At 60.4% G+C, this 26,422-nt stretch carries 19 protein-coding genes and 1 rRNA gene; 5 read left to right on the top strand and 15 right to left on the bottom strand.

Annotation, left to right across the window (positions count from 1 at the left end; genetic code table 11):
* Positions 1-96 precede the first annotated feature (96 nt).
* Both ACI2KB_RS07090 and ACI2KB_RS07085 read right to left on the bottom strand, forming a co-directional pair.
* Positions 97-1,542 carry an MFS transporter gene (locus ACI2KB_RS07090; RefSeq protein WP_404632833.1) on the bottom strand — a complete coding sequence of 482 codons (1,446 nt, stop codon included), beginning with the start codon at positions 1,540-1,542 and terminating at the stop codon, positions 97-99.
* Between the two features lie 54 nt (positions 1,543-1,596).
* The gene (locus ACI2KB_RS07085; RefSeq protein WP_404633544.1) at positions 1,597-2,838 is read right to left on the bottom strand and encodes a glutamine synthetase family protein; all 1,242 of its coding nucleotides are present in this window, start codon (positions 2,836-2,838) and stop codon (positions 1,597-1,599) included.
* 337 nt (positions 2,839-3,175) lie between these two features.
* Here ACI2KB_RS07085 and vioA point away from each other — a divergent pair, with 337 nt between their 5' ends.
* On the top strand, positions 3,176-4,294 hold the full coding sequence (gene vioA, locus ACI2KB_RS07080) for a dTDP-4-amino-4,6-dideoxy-D-glucose aminotransferase VioA (protein WP_404632831.1): 1,119 nt from the start codon (positions 3,176-3,178) through the stop codon (positions 4,292-4,294).
* Positions 4,295-4,411: 117 nt separating this feature from the next.
* Positions 4,412-7,927, top strand: a complete 3,516-nt coding sequence (locus ACI2KB_RS07075; protein ID WP_404632829.1) for a glycosyltransferase — start codon at positions 4,412-4,414, stop codon at positions 7,925-7,927.
* Between the two features lie 58 nt (positions 7,928-7,985).
* On the opposite strand, the gene ACI2KB_RS07070 is transcribed toward ACI2KB_RS07075, so the two are convergent.
* The 9 genes from ACI2KB_RS07070 to ACI2KB_RS07030 form a co-directional block, all read right to left on the bottom strand.
* A complete protein-coding gene (locus tag ACI2KB_RS07070; protein ID WP_404632827.1) occupies positions 7,986-9,005 on the bottom strand; it encodes a ketoacyl-ACP synthase III in 1,020 nt (339 codons plus the stop codon).
* Positions 9,006-9,012: 7 nt separating this feature from the next.
* Positions 9,013-9,654 carry an acetyltransferase gene (locus ACI2KB_RS07065; RefSeq protein WP_404632825.1) on the bottom strand — a complete coding sequence of 214 codons (642 nt, stop codon included), beginning with the start codon at positions 9,652-9,654 and terminating at the stop codon, positions 9,013-9,015.
* Positions 9,651-10,412: an SDR family NAD(P)-dependent oxidoreductase gene (locus tag ACI2KB_RS07060; RefSeq protein WP_404632823.1), complete on the bottom strand. Its 762-nt coding sequence runs from the start codon at positions 10,410-10,412 to the stop codon at positions 9,651-9,653. Before ACI2KB_RS07060 ends, ACI2KB_RS07065 begins: the two co-directional genes overlap by 4 nt.
* Positions 10,413-11,504 carry a 3-oxoacyl-ACP synthase III family protein gene (locus tag ACI2KB_RS07055; protein ID WP_404632821.1) on the bottom strand — a complete coding sequence of 364 codons (1,092 nt, stop codon included), beginning with the start codon at positions 11,502-11,504 and terminating at the stop codon, positions 10,413-10,415.
* On the bottom strand, positions 11,501-12,571 hold the full coding sequence (locus ACI2KB_RS07050; protein WP_404632819.1) for an aromatic ring-hydroxylating dioxygenase subunit alpha: 1,071 nt from the start codon (positions 12,569-12,571) through the stop codon (positions 11,501-11,503). Before ACI2KB_RS07050 ends, ACI2KB_RS07055 begins: the two co-directional genes overlap by 4 nt.
* A gap of 31 nt (positions 12,572-12,602) precedes the next feature.
* Positions 12,603-12,809, bottom strand: a complete 207-nt coding sequence (locus ACI2KB_RS07045; RefSeq protein WP_108240597.1) for an acyl carrier protein — start codon at positions 12,807-12,809, stop codon at positions 12,603-12,605.
* A 233-nt stretch (positions 12,810-13,042) separates the two neighbouring features.
* The gene (locus ACI2KB_RS07040) at positions 13,043-13,753 is read right to left on the bottom strand and encodes a class I SAM-dependent methyltransferase (RefSeq protein WP_404632816.1); all 711 of its coding nucleotides are present in this window, start codon (positions 13,751-13,753) and stop codon (positions 13,043-13,045) included.
* 39 nt (positions 13,754-13,792) lie between these two features.
* The gene (locus ACI2KB_RS07035; RefSeq protein ID WP_404632814.1) at positions 13,793-14,617 is read right to left on the bottom strand and encodes a phytanoyl-CoA dioxygenase family protein; all 825 of its coding nucleotides are present in this window, start codon (positions 14,615-14,617) and stop codon (positions 13,793-13,795) included.
* Positions 14,614-15,192, bottom strand: a complete 579-nt coding sequence (locus tag ACI2KB_RS07030) for a class I SAM-dependent methyltransferase (protein ID WP_404632812.1) — start codon at positions 15,190-15,192, stop codon at positions 14,614-14,616. Before ACI2KB_RS07030 ends, ACI2KB_RS07035 begins: the two co-directional genes overlap by 4 nt.
* 339 nt (positions 15,193-15,531) lie before the next feature.
* Between ACI2KB_RS07030 and ACI2KB_RS07025 the strand changes: the two genes are divergently transcribed.
* Entirely contained in the window at positions 15,532-19,050 is a 3,519-nt protein-coding gene (locus ACI2KB_RS07025) for a glycosyltransferase (RefSeq protein WP_404632810.1), read from the top strand.
* Positions 19,051-19,069: 19 nt separating this feature from the next.
* Here ACI2KB_RS07025 and ACI2KB_RS07020 read toward each other — a convergent pair whose 3' ends face one another.
* Positions 19,070-20,107 (bottom strand): AraC family transcriptional regulator, encoded by a 1,038-nt coding sequence (locus ACI2KB_RS07020; protein WP_404632808.1) that lies wholly within the window; start codon positions 20,105-20,107, stop codon positions 19,070-19,072.
* 193 nt (positions 20,108-20,300) lie between these two features.
* Between ACI2KB_RS07020 and ACI2KB_RS07015 the strand changes: the two genes are divergently transcribed.
* Together ACI2KB_RS07015 and ACI2KB_RS07010 are read left to right on the top strand one after the other, a co-directional pair.
* Entirely contained in the window at positions 20,301-21,485 is a 1,185-nt protein-coding gene (locus tag ACI2KB_RS07015) for an acetyl-CoA C-acyltransferase family protein (RefSeq protein ID WP_404632806.1), read from the top strand.
* A 12-nt stretch (positions 21,486-21,497) separates the two neighbouring features.
* Positions 21,498-22,349: a 3-hydroxybutyryl-CoA dehydrogenase gene (locus ACI2KB_RS07010; protein WP_404632804.1), complete on the top strand. Its 852-nt coding sequence runs from the start codon at positions 21,498-21,500 to the stop codon at positions 22,347-22,349.
* 159 nt (positions 22,350-22,508) lie between these two features.
* On the opposite strand, the gene ACI2KB_RS07005 is transcribed toward ACI2KB_RS07010, so the two are convergent.
* The 3 genes from ACI2KB_RS07005 to rrf all read right to left on the bottom strand — a co-directional run.
* Positions 22,509-24,890 carry an RND family transporter gene (locus tag ACI2KB_RS07005; RefSeq protein ID WP_404632802.1) on the bottom strand — a complete coding sequence of 794 codons (2,382 nt, stop codon included), beginning with the start codon at positions 24,888-24,890 and terminating at the stop codon, positions 22,509-22,511.
* A gap of 27 nt (positions 24,891-24,917) precedes the next feature.
* The gene (locus tag ACI2KB_RS07000) at positions 24,918-25,904 is read right to left on the bottom strand and encodes a WD40/YVTN/BNR-like repeat-containing protein (RefSeq protein WP_404633542.1); all 987 of its coding nucleotides are present in this window, start codon (positions 25,902-25,904) and stop codon (positions 24,918-24,920) included.
* A gap of 434 nt (positions 25,905-26,338) precedes the next feature.
* Positions 26,339-26,422, bottom strand: a 5S ribosomal RNA gene (gene rrf / locus ACI2KB_RS06995); the annotation flags it as partial.

The following is a 26,422-nucleotide window of genomic DNA, read 5'->3' as shown; positions in this document are numbered from 1 at the left end:
CAAGATGGCGTCCTGACAGCATCCTTCCGAGAAGCTGATCTAGCGCATTCGTGAGCAAGCTCACTCCCACAGTTCGTTTGCACCCTCTGATTCTGATTACAACGGCCTGTCCACGCCCACGTCTCGCGCTCCATCAACAGGCGCGACAGCGTTCACTTCATCGACCACCGCAACCGGGCGTACAACACCCTCCCCTGACGGCACGACGCGTTCAGGCTCTGGTTCAGGAGGCTCGTTGCTCGTATCACTCTCGGCAGGTGCCACGTAACCCGGTTCGTTCGGGTTCTGCATCTGATCCTGAACCACTTGCTCATCGACCCGTGGATCGAGCGCCACCACCAGCGGCGAGGCGGCCATGCTGTCCGGCATCGCAACGTGATGCAACGGCGCATCCTGCACCTGATGCAGATTGGTGACCGCTTTCGGACGAACCCGCAGCACCAGAATCAATGCCGTAAAACAGACGAATGCATACAGCATATTGCTGCCGAACTGCTTCATCAGCACGCCCGCCACCAACGGCCCGATACTGGCGCCGACGCCGTAGGTCATCAACAACATGGCGGTCAAAGAGACTCGACGCTCCCCCTCAACGTGGTCGTTGGAAAATGCAACGGCCAGCGGATACAGGGCGAACTGCAGCAGCGACGCCAGAAAGCCCATGACGAACACCACTTCAATGGGCATGGAAGGGAAAATCGCCAGTGGCAAGCCAGCCAGCAACAGAAGACCGGCAGCGCCACGAATCAGCCAGGCGCGGTCATAGCGGTCGGACAGTTTGCCGAGCGGACCTTGCACCAACAGACCGGCGCCGATACAGGTCGCCATGAACAGACCGACGTGTTCGGTCGACAGTCCTTGCTGCGCGGCATACAGCGGCGCCAGACCATAGAACGAACCGATGATCAGACCGGCACTCAACACCGTGGTCAGCGATTGCGGCACGCGGCGCATGAAGAACAGCGGCTCCAGGGGCGCCGGACGCATCGGCGCCGGGTGAATGCTGCGGGTCATGGCCACCGGCACCAGGCACAGAGTGAAACACATGGCGACCAGCATCAGCAGCTCAGGCCCCAACTGGGGATGCACCACCAGAATCAGCTGACCGAGCACCAGCCCCAGGTACGACGCGATCATGTAGCCACTGAACACCGTGCCGCGCTGCTTGGGCGAGGCCTGTTCGTTGAGCCAGCTCTCGATGACCATGTACTGGCACATCATGCCCAGACCCACGATCATCCGCAGGAAAATCCACGCGGGCAGGTAATTGATCAACCCATGCCCTAATACCGCAGCACCAACGATCCCGGCACAGGTCGCATAGGCGCGAATGTGCCCTACCCGCCCGATCAGCCGGTGGCCGACCTTGCCGCCCAGGGCCAGCCCCACGTAGTTGGCCGCCATCAGCGCACCGACCCACAGGCCGTCGACCTGATCGGCGGCCAGACGCAAGGCAAGGTAGGTGCTCAGAAGGCCCGAACCGATCAACATCATCAGTGAGGCGAAGTACAGCGCTCGAAAGGATTTCCAGATTTGGCGCATCGGCTTTCCAAAAACGCACACCCTCGTCCACGGAAGGTGTGCGCATGACGTTTTTTAAGCTTGGGCAGCCAACACACGTCGCTCCCAAGGGGTAATTTCGTTGAAGAAACTGGTCAACTCCAAGGTCTTCGACGCGATGTAGCCTTCGATGAATTCGGTGCCGAACAGTTCCTTGGCCAGCGGGCTGCGTTTCAGACGCTCCAGTGCCGCATGCAAGGTACATGGCAGCGAAAGATTGTCCGGAACATCAAACTCCCCCTGTATCGGCGCCGACGGCTCCAACTGTTGCACGATGCCGTACAGCCCCGCTGCAAGACTAGCTGCTATGGCCAGGTAGGGGTTGGCATCTGCGCCAGGCAAACGGTTTTCCACACGACGGGCCACAGGTGCGCTGGCGGGAATGCGCAGCCCAGCGGCGCGGTTGTCGTGAGACCAGCAGGCATTGTTCGGCGACGCGAAAGGATGACACAAACGCTGGTAGGAATTGACGTTGGGCGCGAACAAGGCCGTGAAATCCGCCATCGCCGCCTGTTGACCGCCGATGAAATGGTGGAACGCAGCGGTCGGTTCGCCTTGGGCGTCGCTGAAAATGTTCTGTCCAGTCACGCTGTCGACCACACTCTGATGAATGTGCATCGAACTGCCCGGCGTGTGTGCCAGCGGTTTGGCCATGCACACCACGGTCAGGCCGTGCTTGAGTGCCACTTCCTTGAGCATGTGTTTGAACAGGAATGTCTGGTCGGCCAGCAGCAGCGGATCGCCGTGCAGCAGGTTGATCTCGAACTGGCTGACGCCCATTTCGTGCATGAACGTGTCACGAGGCAGGCCCAGCGCCGCCATGCATTTATAGACTTCGCTGAAGAACGGGCGCAGGCCGTTGTTGGAACTGACGCTGAACGCCGACTGGCCGTCTTCCCGCCGACCATCCAGACCGACCGGCGGCTTGAACGGCAGATTCGGGTCGCTGTTGGGGGCGAAGACGAAGAATTCGAGTTCAGTGGCCACCACGGGCGACCAGCCATGGCGAGCGTAACGAGCGATCACCGACTTGAGTTGACCACGGGTCGACAGCCCGGAGGGTTCGCCGTCCAGCTCATCGGCATCACAGATCGCCAATGCACGAGGCTCTTCGCTCCAGGGCAGGCGGTGAATCTGCTGCGCATCGGCGACCAGCGCCAGATCGCCGTCATCGCTGCCGTAGAATTTCGCCGCCGGGTAGCCACCCATGATGCATTGCAGCAACACGCCCCGCGCGAGTTGCAGACGACGGCCTTCAAGAAAGCCTTCCGCCGTCATCACCTTGCCGCGCGGCACGCCGTTCAGGTCCGGGGTGACGCATTCGATTTCATCAATGCCCATCAATCGCTGCGCGAGTGAATTGTGGCCATCGGTCAACATGACTCAGATCCTTCTTATTAGGCAGGCCGCCTGAGCGGCGAGGTGTACAAAATAGACATCAGGCGTTCGGAATATCAAGCGCATCTTTCGTCCCGTACGAGGTTGGCCGGGTTCTTGCTATTTCGCCCCTAACAGCGCTTGAAGCGCCATTTCCATGACAGCGAGTATTACGGCTCCTGCCCGCTTGCAAGCATTGTGTATTCGCCGTCGTGCGTACATGGAGCACAGGATTCCCATGACCAAGAAAATCCCCGTCACACAGCCTCTGCTGCCACCGCTGGAAGAGTTCGTTCCGTATCTGGAACAGATTTGGGAAAGCCGCCACCTGACCAACGCCGGGCCGTTTCACGAGAAGCTGGAAAAGGATTTGGCGGATTACCTGGGCGTCGAACACCTGTGCCTGTTCTCCAACGGCACCATGGCATTGCTGACCGCGTTGCAAGCCCTGCGCGTGACGGGGGAAGTGATCACCACGCCCTACTCGTTCGTCGCCACCGCCCACTCGCTGCTGTGGAACGGCTTGAGACCGATCTTCGTCGACATCGCGCCGGGGTCGTTCAACCTGGACCCGGACCGCATCGAAGAGGCCATCACGCCCGCGACCACCGCCATCATGCCGGTGCATTGCTACGGCACGCCGTGTGACGTCGACCGCATTCAGAAAATCGCCGACCGTTACGGCCTGAAAGTGATTTACGACGCTGCACACGCGTTTGGCGTACGCCATCAGGGCCAGAGCCTCCTGCGCAACGGTGACTTGTCGATTCTCAGTTTCCACGCCACCAAGGTGTTCAACACCTTCGAGGGCGGGGCCATCATCTGCCCCGACGCCAAGACCAAGCAGCGCATCGACTACCTGAAAAACTTCGGTTTCGCAGACGAAGTGACCGTGGTCGCGCCCGGTATCAACGGCAAGATGAGCGAAGTCAACGCGGCCTTCGGCCTGCTGCAACTCAACTACATCGACGGCGCCCTGGCGCGCAGAAAGCGCATCGACACCATGTACCGCGAGGCCATCGCCGACATGCCGGGCCTACAACTGTTGTTTTCGCCGAGCGACGACCACAACTTTGCCTATTTCCCAGTGGTGGTGGGCGATGACTTTCCGCTGTCTCGTGACGCGCTGTTCGAACGCTTCCGTGCAAGGGACATTCTGGTCCGACGCTATTTCTATCCGCTGATTTCGACCTTCCCGATGTACCGCCATCTGGAGTCAGCCAGGCCCGAGCGCCTGAAGGTCGCAAGCGACATTTCCAGCCGGATTCTCTGCCTGCCGATTTTCGATGCGCTGAGCGTCGAGGCATTCGACAGCATCATCGAGGTGCTGCAAACGGCGCTGTCCGAACGCGCCTGAGACCGCCCCTTTCGCAGCGCCGTTGCAGAGCGTGCGCTGCCTCAAACCCTTTTTCCTGTCACTCGCCTGCTCTCGTCGCAGGCAGCAGCGGCCGTCCAATCAGATGTAAGGATTCCGATGAACGCGTCACGCCTGGTCAGCATCGTCATTCCGGCCTATAAGCCCACGTACTTCGAAGTCGCACTGCGCAGCGCCTTTGCGCAGGATTACGATCAGTTGGAAATCGTGATCTGCGACGATTGCCGTGACGACGGGATCGTCAATCTGGTGGAAACGCTCACGCCGCAAAGCCCCTTCCCGATTCGTTACTACCGCAACGAGCAGTCGCTGGGCGAGGCGCTGAACGTCGCGCGCGGCATTCGCGAGGCCCATGGCGAATACGTCAAGTTCCTCTACGACGACGACTTTCTGGAACCCGATTGCGTCAGCACGCTGGTGGCCTTGCTGCATGGGCATCCGGACATCACCCTGGCCGCTGCCACGCGCCGCCTGTTCGATGAAAACGGCGACTTTCTGCCGGACAACCTGGTGACGTTTTTCCCGTTCAAGGACGATGTGGTCATCCATGGTCCGGAGTTGGTCGCCCTGCTGTCGGAAATCCCGCTGACGTTCATGGGCGAGCCGAGTTCGGTGATGTGCCGACGGGAGGATGCACTGGCCTACGGTCAGGACCTGATGTCGCTCAAGGGCCAGACCATTCATTGGCTGGGCGACATCAGCCTGTATGTGAAGCTGCTTCGGCAAGGCAACCTGGCGCTGCTCAAGCGTCCGCTGTCACGCTTTCGCATGACCGACACCCAGAGCAGCAGTATCGCCCGGGCGGCGCCGCAAGTGGCCAAGGAAGGCCACAACAATTACTACCGCATCACCAAGGAGCTGGAATGGCTGCGTGAGCGGGGTATCAACGGCGACGTGAAAATCGCCCCCCTTCAAGACCGGGAAAACTTCGCCAACTTCAACCTGCGGGCGTACTTTCTACAGAAATCCGCCGCCGAACTGCGTCACGACCATGTTCAGGACTGGGCAGAAAAACGCAGGCCCACCGGCCCGCAGAAGCCGCACATCGTTCACTACTTCCAGCAGCACCATGGCACGCCGGGCCTGGCAATCGTCGTGTCGGATCTGCACGGCAGAGCCTTGCCGCTGCAACGCACGCTGACGAGTGTCGAAGCCGCCACCCGCGGCTGGATGCCGCCGAAAGTATTCGTGCTGTACGACCCGGCCAACGGCCAGCCGGACGCGACGGACAACGCCAATTATCTGCCGGTGACCGGCCACAACCGAGCGCAGCAACTGAACCGGCTGCTGGAAGAAAGCGGCTTCGACTGGTTCATGCTGATCGAGGCCGGCTCCACACTGAACGTCGCCGGGCTGCTCAAAGCCGCTGTCCACATTACCGAGCACCCAACGACCCGGGCACTGTTCGCCGATGACATCGCGCAAACGCCCGAGCCGGCCTCGGAGGTGATGCTGCGGCCGGATTTCAATCTGGATTATCTGGTGAGCTTCCCCGAAGCCACGGCCCGGCACTGGCTCTTCAACCGCTATTCGGCCATCGATGCCGGTCGGTTCGACGGGCGTTATCCCCAGGCGCTGGAGCTGGACCTGATCCTGCGCCTGATCGAACAAGAAGGCCTTGGCGGGCTGGAGCACATCGCCGAGCCGCTGGTCAGTTACCGCCCCGAGCCACGGGAGAGCAACCCGGACGAAGTGCGCACGTTACAACGCCACCTGCACGCCCGTGGCTACGCCAACGGCCAGGTCGTCGAGTCACGGCCGCGGCATTACCAGCTTCAGTACGGCCATGCCGGGCAACCGAAGGTGACGATCATCGTCACCAGCCGCGATCAGATTCTGATGCTGCAACGCTGCGTGGAAAGCCTTCTGGAAAAGACCACCTACCCGCACTACGAGATCATCATTGCGGACAATGACAGCCAGGACCCGCTTGCGGTGGACTGGCTCAATGGTGTCGAAGCCATGCAACTGGAGCAGGTGCGTGTCCTGCGCTGCCCCGACGACCTGAGCCTCTCGGCCACGTACAACCTCGCCGCCCGACACGCCAGCGGCGACTACCTGTTGCTGCTTAGTCCTCGTACTGCCGTGCTGCACGGCAACTGGCTGGACAACCTACTCAACCATGCTCAACGTCCGGAAGTCGGTGTGGTCGGCGCCAAGCTGCTGGCCCCGGACAACACGATCCAGCACGCGGGCATCATCCTGGGGCTGGAAGCTCCGGCGACCCACCTGTTCAGCGGGCAGAACGGGGCCAGTGAAGGCTACATGCAGCGCCTGGTGGTCGATCAGAACTACAGCGCGGTCAGCCAGGCGTGTCTGATGATCGGCAGCGCTCTTTATGATGCGCTGGGCGGCATGGACGAAGGTGACTTCAGCGATTGCCTGGGCGATGTCGACCTCTGCCTGCGGGTCAAAGACACCGGGCGACTGATCGTCTGGACGCCCCATACCGTGTTGCTGCACGAAGCGCCGGAAAACCTCTGCGTCACACCTCACGCCTCGCTGGCCTTCTATGGCAAATGGCTGAACGCGGTGGCTCACGACCCGGCGTACAACGACAATTTCTCTTCCCGGGGTCAGGGCCTGCAACTGGAAACCAACGTCGAACTGACCTGGCGCCCGTTGTCATGGCGGCCTGCGCCTGTGGTGCTCGCCCACCCTGCCCAACTGTCGACATCGGCGACCCGTCTGACCGCCCCGCTCAAGCAACTCGCCGAAGGCCTGCACATCGAGCCGGTGATCACGCCCGAACTGCTGACAGTCGCCGAGTTCGCCCGGCTGAAGCCCGACACGCTGATTCTGCAAAGTCCGCTGACCGATGCGGCGCTGCACACTCTCAATACCACCCGCGCGCTGAGCAAGGCGTTGCGTGTCTACGACCTCGGCCAATACCCGGTCTCGGCCTCGCAACGGGCTGGTGCGCCCTCGGACGAACAGGTCCAGTACGCCTTGAAGACCGGGCTGCCACTGATGGACAAGGTCATCGTTTCCAGCGAGGGACTGGCCGACGTGCTGAGCGTGTATCACCCGCGTATTCAGATCATCGAAGAGCGCCTCGAAAGCCGCTGGCGAGACATTCAGGGCTACAGCTACGCCCTGCCCGATGGCAAACCCCGCATCGGCTGGGTGGGTAACACGGCGCAACTCGGCGAACTGGCTCTGATCGAGGACGTGATCAAGGCGCTGGCTAGTCAGGTGGAATGGATCATCATGGGGCCGTGCCCCGAATCGCTTCGCCCCTATATTCATGAATGGCGCAGCGCCGTCGACGGCGAATTGTATGCGGGCGTGCTTGCCTCGCTGGATTTGGACGTGGCGCTGATCCCGGCGGGCAACAGCCTGTACAGCGCGCACAAAAGCACGCGTCTGGCCCTGGAACTGGGTGCTTGCGGCTACCCGGTCATCGCCAGCGATGTCCCTGGCTTGCGCAACAGCCTGCCGTTGACGCGGGTGAACAATTCGACCGCTGCGTGGACCGAAGCGATTGCGATGCACATCGACGATCCCGACCAGGCGAAGCGTCTGGGTCTGGCCCTGAAAGCGAAGGTAGTGAGCGACTGGATGCTCGACGACGCGCATCTACAGCGCTGGCAGGCCGCGTTGCTCGATCATTGAGCCCACATGCAAAGGGCTCCCTTGAGGAGCCCTTGGTACGTGCCATTCAGACCGACCGCTACCAGCGAATGACGCAACCGCCCCAAGAATAGCCCACGCCGAATCCCACCGCCGTGATGACATGCCCTCGCTGAATCTGGCCCTTGTTCAAGGCTTCCTTCAACGCCACCGGAATGCTGCTCGACACCGTGTTGCCACAATGACGGAACTCGGTGATGAATTTCTCCGCAGGCAGTTTCAGGCGACGACGCAAGGCATCGAGCATGAACTGATTGGCCTGATGGAAAGCGAACAGGTCGGAATGCTCGACCGTGAAGTGCTCATCGAACAGTGAGGCGAACAGCTTCGGCACTTGGGTCATCGAAAATTCGAAGATGGCCGAGCCATTCATGTACAGGTTGGCGTCCGAACGGACGTTGCCGCTGTCATCCCCGTATTCGTTGGGCACCTGCCCAGCCATCAACGGTCGGCGAGCGCCGCCCATCGGCACGATCAGGTTGGACGCCCCGGCGCCGTCGCTGCCATAGCGAAAGCGCTCCAGAGAGGGTTGCGCCTGGTCCGAGGCCTGGATCAGCGTCGCCGCCGCGCCGTCGCCGAACAGGGTGCGAACGCTCTTGTCCTTGGGGTTGATGTAACGGCTGTAGGTGTCTGCCGTGATCAACAGCACGTTCCTGCACTGTCCCGACTCAATGAACCCCTTGGCCAGCCCCAGTCCGTAGATGAAGCCCGAGCAGCCCTGATTGAAATCGAAGGCCGCGCAGTGCTGCGGCAACCCCAAGCGGTGTTGCAGGATGCACGCAGTGGCCGGGAGCATGTAATCCGGGCTTTGAGTGCAATAGATCAAGCAGTCGATGTCGTCCCGCGAGGTCGTGCTGTGGGCGAACAGCTTTTCACAGGCCCGAAACGCCAGATCCGACGCTGTCTCGTCGTCAGCGACGATGCGCCGTTCGTTGATACCGGTCTTCTGGAAAATCTTGTCGACGTCCCACTCGGGAAATTCCCGGGCGAGCATTTCGTTGTCCAGCACGCGTTCGGGGAGTTCGTACTCAATTTCACTGATTCGAGCGTAACGGGCCATGGCATGCCTATCCTGAAATCCGTTTGGCCGGCACGCCGAACACCACGTCGCCGGGTTTCACTGCGCGCAGGACCACACTGCCCGCCCCCACCACCGCGCCCCTGCCCACCCGCACCTTGGGCAGAACCGAGGAGCGCGAGCCCATGAACACTTCCTCTTCCAGCACGGCGCCACCGGTCAGGTCGCAATGGCCGCTCAATGTCGAGAAATCGCCGATGTGGGTGTCGTGGCCGATGGTGCACAGCGAGTTGACCGTCACGAAATCGCCAATCGTCAGGTCCACGGACAACACGGAAAACGGGCACACCAGCACGCCACGTCCGATCTTGACGTTCTCGCCAACAATCGCCGTGGGGTGAATCAGGGTGAAGAACTGCGCACCCTTGGCCAACAGTTTCTCCACGACAAACTTCTTGTCCGACGGTTTGCCGATGGCCACCAGCAACCGCTCGTCTTCAGCAGGCTCGTAGGCGTCGATGGTCGAGAGAATGTCTGCGTAATGATTGAAGCGGTTCAGCGACAGGCTGCCGTCATCGAGAAAACCGCCAATCATGTAACCTGGGTTGTGCTCGACCCAGTCCTTGAGCCAGGAATGCACCTCCCGGCCCAGACCGCCCGCGCCAACGATGATCAGTTTGGTGACGTTCATTCGGCCAGGTACCCCCCATCGACAGCCATCGACGTGCCCGTGACCCAGCGCGCCGCCGGGGACAACAGGTAATTGACGGCGTAGGCCACGTCCCGAGGATCGCCCAGCCCCAGCGGGTGCTTGCGCTCGATGGCAGCCATGGAATCCTCGCCCACCAGGCCTTCGAGCTTCTCGGCCATCTCCGTGCGCACCACGCCCGGCGCGACCGCGTTGACCCGAATGCCTTCCCGCGCCAGCTCCAGCGCGGCAGCCCGCACCATCGATTCCACCGCGCCCTTGCTGGCGCAGTAACCCACCAGCGCAGGTTGAGCGACCTGGGCCATGACCGACGACAGCATCACGATGCTCGACGGCGTCCGGCACACGCCTTTCTGCCGGAAAGCCTTGATCAAGGAAAAACCGGACGTGACGTTGGTGGCGAAAATCTTTTCCCAGTGATCCAGCCCCATGGCCCGAATTGGCAACGGCAGTTGAACCCCCGCTGCGTGCACCAGCCCGTCCAGCGGTGTCGACGCCTTGACCAGCGCTTTCATCCACGCCGACACGTCATCGCCGCCGAGAAAGTCGAAGGCGTGACACGTGTGCTCCTCGCCCTGCAACTGGCTCAGGGTTTCTTCAAGCCGCTGCATGTCGCGACCGACGGCAACGATGCGCGCGCCCTGCTGGCTGAGCCAGATCGCGACCTGACGCCCGATGCCGGAAGACGCGCCGGTCACCAGAATGGACTGCCCATCCAGCGAAAAAGGATTGGTCTGCACTTACGCCTCGATACGGTCTTGCGGAACCCGCGTCAGCGGGCTGATCCGGGTGTTGTTGAAATCCACGATGCAACCGGCCCACGAGTAGCCGACGCCAAAACCGGCCAACAGGTAGTGGCCTTGCAAGGTGGCGGCCTGGCCCTGTGCATCCAGGCTCAGCGCCAGCGGAATCGACGCGCTGCTGGTGTTGCCGACTTGCTGCAAGTTCAAGACGACCTTGTCCGACGGCACCTTGGCCTTCTTCGCCAAGTGTTCGAGCATGAACTTGTTGGCCTGGTGAAAGACGTACTTTTCAATCGTCCGCGACTGCTCGGCGGCCTGCGCCTCAAGCGCGCGCACCAGCGCAGGAACCCGCGCCAGGGTAAAGGCGAAAATCTCGGCGCCGTCCATGTACAGGTCGTACGGCCCACGCACGCCCTCCTCGGAGGTCGATCTGTCCTGACCGCTGCGGTCACGGAAACCACCGCCTGGCACGAGGAGGTTTTTCTCGCCACGGCCATCGGTGCCCAGCACGAACGGGGTTACAGGTGCGGACGGGTCATGCTCGATCAGCGTCGCCGAACCGGCATCGCCAAACAGCGCCGCAACCGAACGGTCTTCGGGGGCCACCAGTTTGCTGATGGTGTCCCCCACCAACAGCAGCACTCGCTTGCTGGCGCCACCGGCAATCATCGCCGAGGCCATCCACAGCCCGTAGACGTAACCCGAACAGCCCATGTTCACGTCCAGCGCCGCGGTCGTGACCGGCAGCCCAAGGCGTCGTTGCAACGTACACGCCGTGGCGGGCAACACGTAATCCGGGGTCTGCGAGACAAACAGCAAGGTGTCGATGGACGCCTTATCCACGTCCAGATCGTTCAGCAGACGCTGCGCAGCCTCGACACACAGGTCGGAGGTGCACTGGTCCTTGACCACATGGCGCCGTTCGATGCCAGTGCTGGCCATGATCTTGGCGACGCTGTCTTCGCCGAAACGGGCCGTCAGCTCAGCCACTTCGCAGACGTTGTCAGGCAGCGCACAGGCAATGCCCCGGACCTTGGCTGCAGAAATACGGCGCACCGCGTCATCGGTACTGCCTGCGACGCTACTCATACGGGCTCCTCGCCAGAGGTTGCGGCGAGACCGGCCTGGTGTGCCCACTCCGCGCATGACGCCCGAAAATGCAGAAGCTTGGCTTCCGTCGAGCTGAAAAAGCGGGGGGGATCCCAGGACCAGGTGTCGCCAGGAATTCGCTTGCAGATGTCATGATCTTCATCGAAGACCGAGCGGTTGTTTTCAGCGGTCGAGGCCATGAAGGTTGCGACGATCTCGTCATAACGCTCGGACGCGGCGCGCAACGGGAACAACTGGCTGGTGAACCAGGTGCGGTCCTCGTGCGGTGACGGGAAAAAGTTCTGCATCGACCACGAATAGCCGTAGGTCGACGACAACATGGAAAACGGATAAAGGAAGATGCTCATGTAACCGGGAAACGCCTCTCGCGGCGTGAAAAACCGGGAAAGCCCTTCCAGTCGACGCGCGACCTTTTCGTTCTCCACGGGGGCATACCAGATCGAGTTTTCGCCGTAGAACACGTTCTCGCCTCGGCCCAGCTTCAAGGTGGCCAGCGTATCGCGGTGCACCAGCGGAATGTGATACGGCTCCAACGCGTTTTCCAGAGAGATCGACCAGTCGGATTCGAACGGGTAACGGTTGAAATCGGCGACGCCGTTCAGCGCCGGGCTTGCCTGCTCGATCAACCGATAAATTTCCGGCCCCAGTTGATCCGCCAGCGACGAGCGCGGCTCGATGGCGAAAAACACCAGTTCGCCACACAACGCCAGCTTGAAGAAATTCAGATTGGCCTTGCCGATGTCACAGCCGGTAAAGCTTTTGGCGTCGGGAATGCGTAATTGACCGGAGGAATAGTTCCAGCCGTGGTAAGGACACAGAATCCGTTGGCGCCCCCGGTCTTCGGTGAAAAAACGCGTGCCACGGTGCGGGCAACGATTGTCGAAGGCAATCAGATTACCGGCGTCGTTGAACACCACGACCTCGAAATCCAGCACGTTGAAACGCACGAAATCCTTGTCGTCGGCGACTTGCGACTTCAGACAGAGCGGGTGCCAATAGGCCTTCACCAATGCTGGCGCGATCTGTCGGGATTTCGTGCTAGTCATGAGCGTGTCCAGAATATGGGGCAGTACAGCGTTACTCGGCGACCAACGTGATGACGTCGCGCACTGTCACACACTTGTTCAGGCGTGCAGCGGACAGCGTCTTGTTCAGGTGCTCGTCGGCCATGGCCATGAAGGTCACCAGGGCAATCGAATCCCAATCCAGTGGCTGATCGACCGTCAGCGATCCAGCGTCCGCTTCCATCGCCTCTTCAATCAAACCTACGACTTTCTCTTCCATCACTCGCCACTCCACAGAACATGATCGGACGCTTTCGCCGATGCGTATGACTGTCGAAGCAAGATCCGAACCAACGCCCCTAAACAGGCCTAAGGGCCTTGTTATACGGGGCTTTGGGGTCTACGAAGGGAAAATGAGCGGCAACGCGAGAGACAAAAAGTCGGCGCCTGCAAGACGCGACAAGGCCTATGAAAATAGGCGCCGTTGAAGGCGCCTTTCGAGGAAGGACTCCATCAGCCTGCCGGCCGCTCCTCGCCCACCTTCACGCCACGCATGTGGAACACCAGCATCGTGCCCTGAATGTGGTAAAGCTCCAGGTCATCGGCCAGGTTTTCCAGGTAGCGGGTCAGCTCTGGAAACTGCGGGTTACCGTAATCGTGCCAGACGATGCAGTTACGCTCGCCGCCCAACATTTGCAGGGAGTTTTCGGTGTCTTTCTTGACGTATTCGTACTCGTGATTGGCGTCGACGAAGATGAAATCGAACTTGCCCTTGTACGGGGTCGGATCGAACGCCATCGAGTCCTGAAGAATCTGTTTGACCATGCCCTTCTTGGGCGAACGGTTGTACTTGCGTGTCGACAGCAGCGCCTTTTCGGCCAGCAACTTGTCATCGCCCTGAAAGACCACGCCCTCGGTATCCGGCAGGTCCAGCGTGTAAATGCGCGGGTTCTGGTCGCCGTTGTCCGGCAAGTCTTCCAGCACCAGTCGGGTGGTACGACCGTCGAACGTGCCGAACTCGAAAATGAAGTTCGGGTTGATGGCCCGAACCAGTTTGAGCAGCATCACCGATTCGAATGCGGTCAGGCTGCCTGCCCCGTCTGCGGGCGGCATGAAGAACGTCACTTCTTCCTCACGGCCGTCTTCGATACTCAGTACGCGATAAGGCCGAATGTGCATCAACTTGGACGGCGCAAACGTGTTCGTTGCAAGACAGGTAGTCATGTTCTTTCCTCGATAAATTCAGGCGGCTTCATTGCGCTCTCAGCGCGAGGCGGAAAGTTCGGCCTTCAACTGCGCCAATTCTTTCTCGTATTTGACGATTTTAAGGATGCGCGAACTGACGAAGTGGCGAGTGATGGTTTTCGGCGAATAAAACACATCGGTCTGCCATTCGCCGCACAGCAACTCCTGGCCGGTGGGGTCATCGGCAGGCTGAATGATCATGTCTGCCATGATGCGATCGACCCCGGAAACATTCGGCCCCGATTCGTGCCACAGGCGGCTGTCCATGATGACGAAATCACCGGGCGCCAATTCGGGTGTCACGGTCGGCCATTGGACGTCGAAACTGGCCGGGTCGATTTCCCCGGCATCGCCCAGAACGCCCAGGCGGTGCGAACCGACGTGGAACGTCAGCCCGCCGTTGCCCTTGTTCACCAGACTCACCGGCACGAACACGCTGCATTTGTTCGAATGGCCCGCGTGGTAACAACTGTCCTGATGCAGAAAGACCTTGTTTGAACTCAGGGCGTCCTTGATCACAAAGCGATGGTTGTACAACGCAATGTGCTCACCCATGAACGCCTTCAGGGTGTTGGCGAACACCGGCTCGCGGTACATGTGCGCGAGCCGTTCGGGAAGTTGTTCGTTGAGCGACACCGGGTTGGCGCGGTTGACGTCCCGGCCCTTCTCCATGATCGCGGCGTGAAACGCCTTCCACTCGCTCACCCAGGCCTGCGCCACTGCCGGGGCGATGGCGTTGCGCACCACGAACACGCCGGTCTGGCGGAAGACGTCGGCGTCGAACGTTTCAGACGACAGCCTTGGCAACAGCGCCTCAAGGGCTACCACGCTGGCAGGCTTCATATGAAACGGAACGTCAGGTCGCTGTCCTGGCTCTGCTTGGTCTTGTTGCAGCGAGCCAGCACGTTGTAGCGAATCGGGAACAGTTCACGACCGGGGGATTCCAGAATATCGATCTCGACGATGTCGAAGTCCCGCAGCAGAGCATTCCAACCGTGTTCGGTGATGCGCCAGCAATCTGGCGAAGGACCGTGAATGCGCCAGTTCAACGGCGCGGAAATCAGTAAATGGCCGCCGTCTTTGAGCACCCGACGGATTTCCTTCACGGCATCGAACGGGTTCAACGTGTGCTCGATGACTTCCATGCACACCACGACATCGTAGGCGCTGTCGGCAATGAATTCGTTGACTCGGGTGATGTCGCCCACCAGGTCCGGGCCGTAGGTATCGACGATGTCGAACGTCTCCACCGCAAAGTTGTGGAAGCTCTCCCTGACCAGAGAACGGTCCTGCGGGCCGACTTCCAGCAAACGTCCGGACTCGCCTCGCAACTGCTCTGCGGTTTTCTTGACGAACTGTTGCAGGTGATCGCGGGCCAGTTGAAACGTGTCGTTATCGAATTGCGATGGTGTCGCCATGATGAATCCTGAAGTCTGCCCGAGGCAGTGATTGAGATGTAATCGGCGCGAAGCGATACGCCCTGTCTTTCGCGTATCGGCCACGGGTCGACGATCATTAATTTACTCAAACACGCTTTTCGCACGGCCTCAAGGGGTATCGCGCTCGACGGTCATCGCCACCTGGTGCCTGCGCGACGGTTTCGCCTCGGCCCTGCCGTGGCCTGCGGCTTGGCCGGGTTATTGCTTCACAGGCCCATCAGAGACTGCGCGTCATTTTCATGGCAGGCCGGAATTTTCTGTCTGCCGCGCTGTGCGAACGAACGTTCGGTTCACCCTTTTCACCCACCGGAAACCAAGATGGATTCTCAACGCCTGGTCAGTGTCGTCATCGCTGTCTGCCGAACCGAGTTTTTCGAAACCGCCCTGCGCAGCGTGATCGAGCAGACCCACGACGCGATTGAAATCGTGATTTGCGATGACACCCAGGACGGCTTGGCCGAGACCGTGAGCGATCTGTACCGGGCGTCGAGCCCCTGGCCGATTCGCTACCTGCGCAACGAACATGCGCAGGGCATCGAAGCCTGTTTCCAGCAGGGGGTTGAAGCGTCCAGCGGCGAGTACATCAAGTTTCTGTCCGGTGACGCTCTGCTTGGGCCTGACTGCATCAAGCAAATGGTCATGGCCCTGGCGGTCAGTCCGCAGGCTCGGCTGGTGGCGGCCCATCGCCAATGGCTCGACGCCGATGGCGCCTTGCTGCCCGAAAACCTGGCCACGCGTTTTCGCGTCGATCAGCCACTGGTGCTGCGCGGCCCTGATGTGGTGGCCGTGCTGGGCGAGTTCACCTGTAATTTCATTGGCGAGCCGAGCAGCGTGCTGTGCCGCCGTCAGGACTTCATCGCCCTGGGCGAAGCCCCGTTCACCTTGATGGGTGAATCACTGGAATTGCTCGGCGCGCTGGCGCTGTATGCGCGCCTGTTGAGTGGCGGCGATCTGATTCTGTTGCCCTCCACACTGAGCGCCGGCCGCATCGCCCCGCTGCACCTCACCGAACAGGGCATCGAGATTGCGGGGGCGGACACTGACGACGTTCACCGTTTCCATCGTCTGGTGCGTGAAGCCGGTTGGGCGAGCACCTCCCTGGCCAACGGCCGCGTCGGCGCACGGGCGCTGGCTGGCTCGGAAAGTTTTAGCGATTTCGACTTGCTGGCACACCTGTCTGCCCCTGCGCCGCAACGCCTGAATTCTCAGCAAGTGCAGGCCTGGTTGAGCCACCGCACGCCAGACGAAGGGCAACAGCGCGAGATTGATCGCCACTTCAGTGAGTCGGGAACGCCCTCGCTGTTGGTGGTGATCAAAGACTTCGATTCGACCCCGGCTGATGTTCAACTCACCCTCGACAGCCTGCCCAAAGACGGCCCGCTGGCGGCGACGAGTCAAGTGGTCATGGCGTCCGAACTCACGGCACCTGCCACACAAAACATGGCTTCGGTGCTGAACCAGATCGTCCAATCCCGTGCGTTCGATTGGCTGCTGACGGTCGACGCCGGTACGCAATTCACGTCTTTTGGACTGACCGCCTGCGCCCTGCAACTGATGCAGGCGCCTGACCTCGCACTCGCCTTCGCCGATCAAATGTACCGCCACCCTCAAGGCGGCCTGATGTCGGCCCTGCGCCCGGATTTCAATCTCGATTACCTGCTCAGTTTTCCGCTGCAAGCCGCTGCCCACTGGCTGTTCGCTCGCACGACCCTTGAGCGTCTGGGCGGCTTTGATCCGCAGTTCGGCGACGCGGCAGAATTCGACCTTATCCTGCGGCAGATCGAACACAGCGGCACCGAGGGCATTGCCCATGTCTGTGAGCCGTTGCTGGTCTGTGACTTGCCCGCGACGACGCCCAACCTGCACGAAATCGGCACCCTTGAACGCCACCTCAAGGTCCGTGGCTATACGCAGGCGCAGGTCGTTCATACCCTGCCCCGGCGCTACCACGTGCTGTATGGCCATGCCGAGCAACCGCTGGTCTCGATCATCGTGCCGACCAAGGACCAACTGCCGTTTCTGCAACGCTGCGTGGAAACCCTGCTGCACAAGACCCGCTATCCGAACTACGAGCTGTTGATCGTCGACAACAACAGCGAAACCCCCGAAGCCCTGGCGTGGCTGGCGCAGATCGAAGCCATGGGTTCGGCGCAGGTCCGGGTGCTGCGCTACCCCCACCCGTTCAACTACTCGCGCATCAACAACGTCGCAGCGGCGCAGTCGCGAGGCGAATACCTGGTGCTGCTGAACAATGACACCGCCATCGTCCACGAACGCTGGCTGGATGAACTGCTCAACCATGCCTTGCGTCCGGAAGTCGGCGTGGTCGGCGCCAAGCTGCTGTACCCCACGGGCCGCATGCAGCACGCAGGCGTGCGCCTGGGGATGGACGGTCCGGCCGGTCATCAGCACATCGGCGAGCCCCAACACGTACAGGGCTACAACCAGCGGGTGCAAGTCGATCAGGACCTGAGCGCGGTGACGGCAGCGTGCCTGATGGTCCGTCGCTCGATCTACGACGAGGTCGGCGGCCTGGACGAGACGGCGTTCGTCGTGTCCTACAACGACGTGGACCTGTGCCTGAAAGTCGGCGAGCGTGGCTATCTGAATGTCTGGACGCCGCATGCGGTGCTAATTCACGAAGGCAGCGTCAGCCAGACCCATGTCGACACGGCCGCCTACCAGATCAAACGCAAGCGGTTCGTGGGCGAGCAACTGGCGATGTACCGCAAATGGTTGCCGCTGATCGGGCGCGACCCAGCCTTCAACCCCAACCTGTCGTTCGACCTGCAATCGGTGGAGCTGGAGTTGAACATGCAACTGGTCTGGCGGCCGATGGCCTGGCGCCGCGCGCCCGTGGTGCTGTCCTATCCGGACGGGCTGTGGGCCGCGCCGCAGGAGCGGGTCATCGGCCCCCTGCAAGCGCTCGAACAGCAGGGATCCATTGAAGGCAAACTCAGCAGCGCACCGTTGTCGATCCCGCAAGAGGCCCGCCTCAACCCTGACGTCATGGTGCTTCAGGCGCGACTCGATGAGGCCTTTCTTCAGACCGTCGCCCGCGCTCGCGTGCTGCCGAACGCCTTTATCGTCCTCGATCTGAATGACGTGCATCTGGGCGCTGAACAGCCTGGCGACGACGCGTTCGCCTTCAGCCCGGAGCGCCTTCAGATCCTTCAACAGTTACTTCAGCATGTGGACCGGGTCGTGGCTGCCACGCAAATGCTGGCTGACATCGCGCGGGAGTTTCATACCGACGTACGGCTGATTCCGTCGCGCTTGAGCACTGCAAGCTGGGGGCAACTGTCGTCCGCCCGTGGACGCGGCCAAAAACCTCGCGTCGGGCTGGTCAGCGACAACTGGCAAGTTCATGACTTGCAGATGATCGTCCCGGTGATCGAGGCACTGGCCGATGAGGTGGAATGGATCGTGATGGGCGACCATCAAGGCCTGTTGCGCCCTTACAGCCATGAACACCACGAATTGCCAGGGGCTGATCAGTATCCGAAGGCGATGGCAGCGCTGGACCTTGACGTCGCGCTGCTGCCAGCGATCGATAACCTGTTCAGCACCTGCCGCAGCGACCTGGCGGCCCTGCGTCTGGGGGTTTGCGGCGTGCCGGTGGTGTGCAGCGATGTGCGCGCGTTCTCGGGCGATCTGCCGGTGACTCGGGTGCCCAATACCCTGTCAGGCTGGCTGGAAGCCGTCCGCGCTCACACTCAGAACCCGTCGATTGCCGCGCAGTTGGGCGATCAGCTACGCCAACATGTGCTGAGCAACGGCATGCTCGACGACACGATCATCAAGGCGTGGCAAGACGCCTGGCAGCCGCAGCGCTGACCGCCTCGACAGCGCCCGGTCATGACTGGGCGTTGTCGAGCTCCTGGATCACGAATGCCCGTTGGCGGCGATACCCGCCCGGACTTTCCCCCGTCCATTTCTTGAACGCCCGGTGAAATGCGCTGGGTTCCTGAAACCCCACCAACGCGGCGATATCGACCACGCTCATGTCAGTCTCACGCAGTTTTTGCTGGGCAATGCCTCGGCGCACCTCGTCCTTGATGCCTTGAAACGCGCAGCCCTCACGCTCTAATCGGCGCCGAAAGGTGGTGGGACTGAGCTTCAGTTCCGCGGCCATTTCCAGCAGCGTCGGCCAGTGCCCGTAATGGCTGTTGCGCAGACGTTGATACACCTGTGAAGCCAGCCCCCGCTGATTGCGAAAGCGGATCACCAGCCACTGCGGCGCTGTACGCAAGAACGACTTGAGCGAGGGCAGCGACTGCACCACCGGCAAACGCAAGTAATGACTGGAAAATTCGACTTCGGTACGCGCTTCACCAAACCCCAGGTTAAAGCCCCACAGCAATGAGTCGTCGCTCAACCGTTCACGGGTGTGCCGAAAATGCGCGCGATCGATGGTGATGCGCCGCCCGCCCAGCCAGCACAACAGGCTGATCATCAACAGAAGAAAGGTCTCTTCTCCGAAGCGGCGCTTGGTCGGCTCGACAGCGTGATTGTCCACCGAGATGATCGCACGCTGACCGCGCACGATCAGGCTGCCACGGAAATCCTTGAGAAACAGGCCGAAATTGCTCAGGCACTGGCGCAGGGCTTTTTCCAGATTCGGCTCCTGAATCAGCCCCCGGCAAATCAGCGCGAAACTGCCCAATGGCATGCCGTGGCTGTCGAGGTCGAAAAACTCGTCGCCCAGCTCCTTGATCTGAATCAACCACAACGCCGCGAACGCACTGGCGGGCACTCGCGCCGCCGGATCTCCCAGCAACGCCATGTCGATCCCCGCCCCTTCCAGCACCGATTGCAGGCGCAGCGGCTGGTCACGCAGAGAATGCGTCACCAGATGAACGAAGTAGATCGAGACCGAATCCTTATCCCGCATGAGCCGCCATTCCTGTTGTCGTTATAAGCCACCACGCTGATGGTAAAGAACGCCAGCCGATCTGGACAGTTTTGGCATAGGCCCTCCCCGAATGCCGATCTAGACTTGCCCGCACACTGCACCTGACCGAAATGCCGTCGGTCGGGCCTGTTTACCCCATTCAGCCCCCATACAGCAGGTTTCAGGAGTCGACATGAGCACTACCGAAGTTTTCGTCGTCAGCGCATTGCGCACCGCCATAGGCGGGTTCGGCGGCTCCCTCAAGGATGTTTCGCCCATCGAACTGGGCACTCAGGTCAGCCGTGCAGCGCTGGCAAAATCCGGGCTGGCCGCCGAGCACATCGGTCACGTGGTGATGGGCCATGTCATCCCGACCGAAGTGCGCGACGCCTATCTCTCTAGGGTCATCGCGCTGGAGGCGGGGCTGACCAAGGAAACCCCGGCCATGAACGTCAACCGCCTGTGCGGCTCGGGCCTTCAGGCTATCGTGTCGGCGGCGCAATCACTGTTGCTGGGCGATGCCAAGGCCGTGTTGGCCGGTGGCGCCGAATCCATGAGCCGCGGCGCCTACATCATGCCGCAGGCCCGCTGGGGCGCGCGGATGGGCAACGTGCAGGCCTATGACTACATGCTGGGTGCGCTGCACGATCCCTTCGCCAACATTCACATGGGCATCACGGCCGAAAACATCGCTGAAAATTTCGGCATCACCCGCGCCGATCAGGACGCTCTGGCGCTATCCAGCCAGCAGCGGGCCGCGCGTGCCATTGCCGAGGGTCGTTTCGATGGCCAAATCGTGCCGATTGAAATCGCCACGCGCAAAGGCACCGTGACCTTCGCGCAGGATGAACACGTGCGAGGTGACGTCACCGCCGAACAGCTGGAAAAGATGAAAACCGCGTTCAAGAAGGACGGCACGGTCACGGCGGGCAACGCCTCTGGGCTGAACGACGGTGCGGCAGCGCTGATCATGGCCAATGGCGACCTGGTGCGCGAACACGGCCTCAAGCCCATGGCGCGACTGGTGGCCTACGCTCACGCGGGGGTTGAACCGTCGATGATGGGCCTGGGCCCGATTCCGGCGAGCCGCAAGGTGCTGGAGCGCGCCGGGCTGACCGTCGCCGATCTGGACGTGATCGAGTCCAACGAAGCGTTCGCCGCACAAGCCTGCGCCGTGGCCCGTGAACTAGGCTTCGATCCGGAAAAGGTCAACCCGAATGGCTCGGGAATTTCCCTCGGCCATCCCGTCGGCGCGACCGGCGCGATCATCGCCACCAAGGCCATCCACGAACTGCACCGCATCGGCGGACGCTATGCGCTGGTCACCATGTGCATCGGCGGCGGCCAAGGCATCGCGGTAATCTTCGAACGTGTGTAAGGGGCGACTTTCATGACCATGCAACACATTGCCGTGATCGGCGCAGGCACCATGGGCAACGGCATCGCGCAAGTCTGCGCGATTGCCGGGTTCGACGTGACCCTGCTGGACATCAGCGACGCCGCACTGGAGCGGGGCCTGGCGACGATGCGCAAAAACCTGGAGCGTCAGGTCAACAAGCAGACGCTGACTGTCGAACTGGCCGAAGAAGCGCTGTCGCGCATTCGTTGCACCACCGACTACGCGCAACTCAGTGACCCGCAAGTCGTGATCGAAGCGGCCACTGAAAACCTCGGCCTTAAACTGAAATTGCTCAAGCAGATTGCGGACAACGTCGGTAGGGATTGCGTGATCGCCTCCAACACGTCATCGCTGTCAATCACCCAACTGGCCGCAAGCGTCAGCGACCCGGAACGCTTCATTGGCCTGCACTTCTTTAACCCGGTGCCGATGATGGGCCTGATCGAAGTCATTCGCGGCCTGCAAACCGCCGATGAAACCCACGTGGTGGCGATCAAACTGGCCGAGCGCCTGAACAAGACCGCCATCACCGCAGGCAACCGACCGGGGTTCGTGGTCAACCGCATTCTGGTGCCGATGATCAACGAAGCGATTCTGGTGTTTCAGGAGGGGCTGGCCACGGCACAGGACATCGACGACGGCATGCGCCTGGGGTGCAACCAGCCGATCGGCCCGTTGGCACTGGCTGATTTGATTGGCCTGGACACATTGCTGGCCATTGTCGAAGCCTTCCATGAAGGTTTCAACGACAGCAAATACCGCCCTGCACCATTGCTCAAGGAAATGGTTGCGGCCGGGTATCTAGGGCGCAAGAGCGGGCGTGGGTTCTTTATCTATAACTGACCCTGTGAGAGCCGGCTTGCTGGCGAATGCGGAGTATCAGGCAATACATTCGTCGCTGACCCACCGTATTCGCCAGCAAGCCGGCCCCCACAAATGTCACTGCGCCACAAAAAAACCGCAATGCCTACGGGCTGCGGTTTTTTCGTTTCAAATGCAGAATCAATGAGAAAACAACGAATTCCCCACCTTGCCCGCCATCTTCTCCGGCTTGATCAGGAATCGCGCCAGTGCAGGCAACAGCCACAGCGCGCCGAACATGTTCCACAACAGCATGAAAGTGAGCATCAAGCCCATGTCGGCCTGAAACTTGATGGCCGAGAAAATCCAGGTACAGACGCCAATCGCCAGACACAACCCCGTGAACAACACCGCCTTGCCGGTTGATTTCAGGGTTTCGTAATACGCCTCTTGCAACGGCAAGCCCGCGCGCAGGAAGCTTTCCAGACGGCTGTAGATGTAAATGCCGTAATCCACGCCAATCCCCACACCCAATGCCACCACTGGCAAGGTCGCAACTTTCACGCCGATGCCCATGAATGCCATCAACGCGTTGCCCAGCACCGACGTCAACACCAGCGGCAGCACGATACACAAGGTCGCCGCCCACGAACGGAAGGTGATCATGCACATCACGGCCACGCAGATGTACACCAGAATCAGGATGGTCAGTTCGGCCTGCTTGATCACCTCGTTCGTGGCCGCCTCAATCCCGGCGTTGCCTGCAGCCAGCAAGAACTCCAGCCCCTCTTTGTTATTGGCCTTGGCGAAGTCCTGCACCGCATGAACAGCGCGGTCGAGGGTTTCAGCCTTGTGGTCGTTGAGGAAAATCAACAGCGGCGCCAACGAACAGGTGTTGTTGTACAGTCCGTCCGCACGGGAAATCGAGCTGTTGAGCACATCCTTGTTGCGCGACAGCGACTCCCATTTCAGGTTGCCCTCGTTCATCCCTTTGATGACTTGTTTGGAGACCGTGACCAGCGAGATCGCCGATTGCACGCCCGGCGTGTTCTCCATCTTCCACGACAACTCGTTGATCGCAGACAGCGTCTGATAGGCCGAACAGCCCTCAGGCGGTGTCTTGACCATCACTACCAGCACATCGGAACTGGTGGAGTAATTGTTGATGATGAAATTGTTGTCCTGGTTGTAACGCGAATCCGGGCGCAGCTCCGGGGCACCTTGATCGAGGTCGCCAATCTTCAGGTTGTGTCCGTACCAAAGACCGCCACCCAGCGCGAGCAGCGACAGAATCACCGACACCTTGGCGACATTGGGCGCAGCGAAATTCGACAACATACGCCAGAACGGGTGTTCACGGACGGCATCCTCCTTACTCCGCACAACAGCCTTTTTGCTGATCCCCACGTAGGAAATCGCAACCGGCAGCAAAATCAGGTTGGTGAACACGATGACAGCCACACCTATGGATGCACCAATGGCCAACTCACGAATCACGCCAATGTCGATGATCAGCAAGGTGATGAATCCTACGGCGTCCGCCAGAATCGCAATCATGCCCGGCAGGAACAGCTGTCGGAACGTGCGACGTGCTGCAGTCAGCGCGTTGTCGGCATCGCTGGATTGCAGCGCAATACCGTTGATCTTCTGCACGCCGTGGGAAATACCGATGGCGAAGATCAGAAATGGCACGAGCATCGAGTAAGGATCAAGGCCAAACCCCACCACATGCATCAGCCCCAACTGCCAGATGACGGCAATCAGCGTCGTGCTCAATACCGCCACGGTGCTGCGCGCGCAGCGAGTGAACCACATCAGCAAGACGAGTGTGATCAGGAAAGCCACACCAAAGAACATCACCACCATGATCAGGCCGTCGATCAGATCACCGACCTTTTTGGCGAAACCGACAATGTGAATGTCGACATTGGGGTTCTGGGCTTCGTATTTGTCGCGGATCTTCTCTTCCAGTTGGTGGGAGAACTGGCGGTAATCCAGTGGCAACAGTTTGCTCTGGTCGTTAGGGTCCGGGTAGAACTCCTGAAGTGGCACGTCGACAATGCTGGACTTGAAGTTGTTGGCCACCAGACGGCCGACCTGCCCGGATTTGAGGACGTTATTGCGCAGCTTGTCGAGACTGTCCTGAGAGCCGTCGTAACTTTGCGGAATCACTTCGCCACCGGCAAAGCCCTCCTCCGTCACTTCTGTCCAGCGTACGCTCGGGCTCCAAAGCGACTTGAGTCCGGAGCGGTCCACGCCGGAAATGTAAAACACCTCATCGTTGATCTGCCGCAGGGTCTCCATGTACTCCTTGGAGAAGATGTCGCCCTGTTTGGCTTCCACAGAAATCCGTACGGTGTTACCCAGGTTTGCGAGGTCGTTACGGTGATCCATCATGTTCTGGATGAACGGATGCCCGAGGGGAATCATCTTTTCGAAGCTGGTGGAAGGCCGCACCAGCGTCGCCTGCCAGAACAGAAAAATACTGACCAACAGGCAAATCACGATCACCGTCGGGCGATTATTGAAGATCAATCGCTCAAGCAGCGTCGGTTTGTCGTGGTGGTGTTGAAGATTGGTCATGGAAAAGTGTCCTCGCCGAGCCAGTTCTTATTGTTGAGCGACATCGGCGCCCGTTGGCGAGGCAAGGTGCACGCCGCCTTGTCCGACCAGAATGAGATTTCCCTTGTCGTCCTCGGTCACCCCTGCCAGAGAAAGGCGATCAGGGCGATTGGAGACCGTAAAGGTTTCCCCGTCATCGGTGCTGCGCATCACAGTGCCGCCGTTGCCCACCAGCACGATGGAGTTGTCTGGCATGAGCGACGCATTGGCAATACTGAACTCCAGCGGCCCGCGCTCGCCCTGTAGCGAAACCAGCTCCCAACTGCTGCCGAAGTCGGTGGAGCGAAACAGGTTGCCGCGCAGGCCGTAAGCCAGCAGCGTATTGGCTTGTGCAGTCCCGACCGCACCAAACAACGAGCCTTGATACGGGCCTTCTATTTTTTCCCACGTCTGCCCGTCATCGGTAGAGCGAAACATGCTGCCCATTTCCCCCACAATGAACAGACCCGCGTCTTTCACGTAGGTAATACCGTTGAGGTGATACTGGTCCTCGTTATCCAGACGGTCGCCGATATCCTCCCAATGCTGACCGCCATCCCGGGTTTCCAGCAGCGCGCCATAGGCGCCCACCGCGATACCACTGGAGAGGTCTTTGAACCAGACATCCAGCAGCGGCGCCTCACGCTTGAGGTCTTCGAACTGCTTTACCCAAGTGACGCCACCGTCGCTGCTGGCGAGGATCTGAGCATCGTGGCCGACGGCCCAGCCGTGCTTGTCATCGACGAAATAAACCGCCGTCAGCAGTTGACGAGTAGGGACTTTGGCTTGCAGCCAGGTTTTACCCTGATCATCGGAGTAAAGGATGTGACCACGGTCACCGACCACGACCATGCGATTGCCTGCGTGAGTGACGTCCAGCAACAGGCTGCGGGAAGCTTTAGCGGATTCAAGTGCAAAGATGGCGGCATCGCCCGTGCTGCCGGACGTGTCGGCTGACGTACTTTCGGCTGCCGACACAGCACCGCAAAACGCCATGGAGATAAACAACGAGGCTGCAATATTCAGAGGCTTGCTCGCCCGGATTGTCCGAAAACCGTCATCGCCCTGAATGGCTGCGAACCCAGTGTGCCGATTGACTGGCTCACGCATGGAGCTTCCCCTTCCTTTATTTTTATTAGGTTCCTCGAGGGCTGTCCGACGCAGCAAGCGCTCTAGCCTGCGCGCGTGGCCTCACCGAAGCGACCTCATCCTAGCCAGCTTTGGAAACGTATGACAATCAACATGACGTTATCTTTTGTTAAGCAACGGAGCGGTGATTGCCGCGTTATCACTGGGACTGATTGGCAACTGTAGCTGCTGGGATGGGGTGTCGGGCGGCACACAAGCAAAGAGCCATCACGAGGAGGATTTTCAGATCCCGGAAAAGACAAAACCCCGTCTGCTTTCGCAAACGGGGTCCTGCAATTGAATCTTGACGATGACCTACTCTCACATGGGGAAACCCCACACTACCATCGGCGATGTATCGTTTCACTTCTGAGTTCGGGATGGGA

Origin of the sequence: Pseudomonas sp. NPDC088444, assembly GCF_044900175.1 — a bacterium.
Taxonomy (GTDB): domain Bacteria; phylum Pseudomonadota; class Gammaproteobacteria; order Pseudomonadales; family Pseudomonadaceae; genus Aquipseudomonas.
Note: the sequence above shows the minus strand (reverse complement) of the source record. Positions and strands in the feature narration are given on the sequence as shown.

Excerpts from the sequence above, each read along its gene's own strand:
- ACI2KB_RS07090 (WP_404632833.1), bottom strand. The coding sequence starts at position 1,542 with ATGCGCCAAATCTGGAAATCCTTTCGAGCGCTGTACTTCGCCTCACTG.
- ACI2KB_RS07085 (WP_404633544.1), bottom strand. The coding sequence starts at position 2,838 with ATGACGGCGGAAGGCTTTCTTGAAGGCCGTCGTCTGCAACTCGCGCGG.
- vioA (WP_404632831.1), top strand. The coding sequence starts at position 3,176 with ATGACCAAGAAAATCCCCGTCACACAGCCTCTGCTGCCACCGCTGGAA.
- ACI2KB_RS07075 (WP_404632829.1), top strand. The coding sequence starts at position 4,412 with ATGAACGCGTCACGCCTGGTCAGCATCGTCATTCCGGCCTATAAGCCC.
- ACI2KB_RS07070 (WP_404632827.1), bottom strand. The coding sequence starts at position 9,005 with ATGGCCCGTTACGCTCGAATCAGTGAAATTGAGTACGAACTCCCCGAA.
- ACI2KB_RS07065 (WP_404632825.1), bottom strand. The coding sequence starts at position 9,654 with ATGAACGTCACCAAACTGATCATCGTTGGCGCGGGCGGTCTGGGCCGG.
- ACI2KB_RS07055 (WP_404632821.1), bottom strand. The coding sequence starts at position 11,504 with ATGAGTAGCGTCGCAGGCAGTACCGATGACGCGGTGCGCCGTATTTCT.
- ACI2KB_RS07050 (WP_404632819.1), bottom strand. The coding sequence starts at position 12,571 with ATGACTAGCACGAAATCCCGACAGATCGCGCCAGCATTGGTGAAGGCC.
- ACI2KB_RS07045 (WP_108240597.1), bottom strand. The coding sequence starts at position 12,809 with ATGGAAGAGAAAGTCGTAGGTTTGATTGAAGAGGCGATGGAAGCGGAC.
- ACI2KB_RS07040 (WP_404632816.1), bottom strand. The coding sequence starts at position 13,753 with ATGACTACCTGTCTTGCAACGAACACGTTTGCGCCGTCCAAGTTGATG.
- ACI2KB_RS07035 (WP_404632814.1), bottom strand. The coding sequence starts at position 14,617 with ATGAAGCCTGCCAGCGTGGTAGCCCTTGAGGCGCTGTTGCCAAGGCTG.
- ACI2KB_RS07030 (WP_404632812.1), bottom strand. The coding sequence starts at position 15,192 with ATGGCGACACCATCGCAATTCGATAACGACACGTTTCAACTGGCCCGC.
- ACI2KB_RS07025 (WP_404632810.1), top strand. The coding sequence starts at position 15,532 with ATGGATTCTCAACGCCTGGTCAGTGTCGTCATCGCTGTCTGCCGAACC.
- ACI2KB_RS07020 (WP_404632808.1), bottom strand. The coding sequence starts at position 20,107 with ATGCGGGATAAGGATTCGGTCTCGATCTACTTCGTTCATCTGGTGACG.
- ACI2KB_RS07015 (WP_404632806.1), top strand. The coding sequence starts at position 20,301 with ATGAGCACTACCGAAGTTTTCGTCGTCAGCGCATTGCGCACCGCCATA.
- ACI2KB_RS07010 (WP_404632804.1), top strand. The coding sequence starts at position 21,498 with ATGACCATGCAACACATTGCCGTGATCGGCGCAGGCACCATGGGCAAC.
- ACI2KB_RS07005 (WP_404632802.1), bottom strand. The coding sequence starts at position 24,890 with ATGACCAATCTTCAACACCACCACGACAAACCGACGCTGCTTGAGCGA.
- ACI2KB_RS07000 (WP_404633542.1), bottom strand. The coding sequence starts at position 25,904 with ATGGCGTTTTGCGGTGCTGTGTCGGCAGCCGAAAGTACGTCAGCCGAC.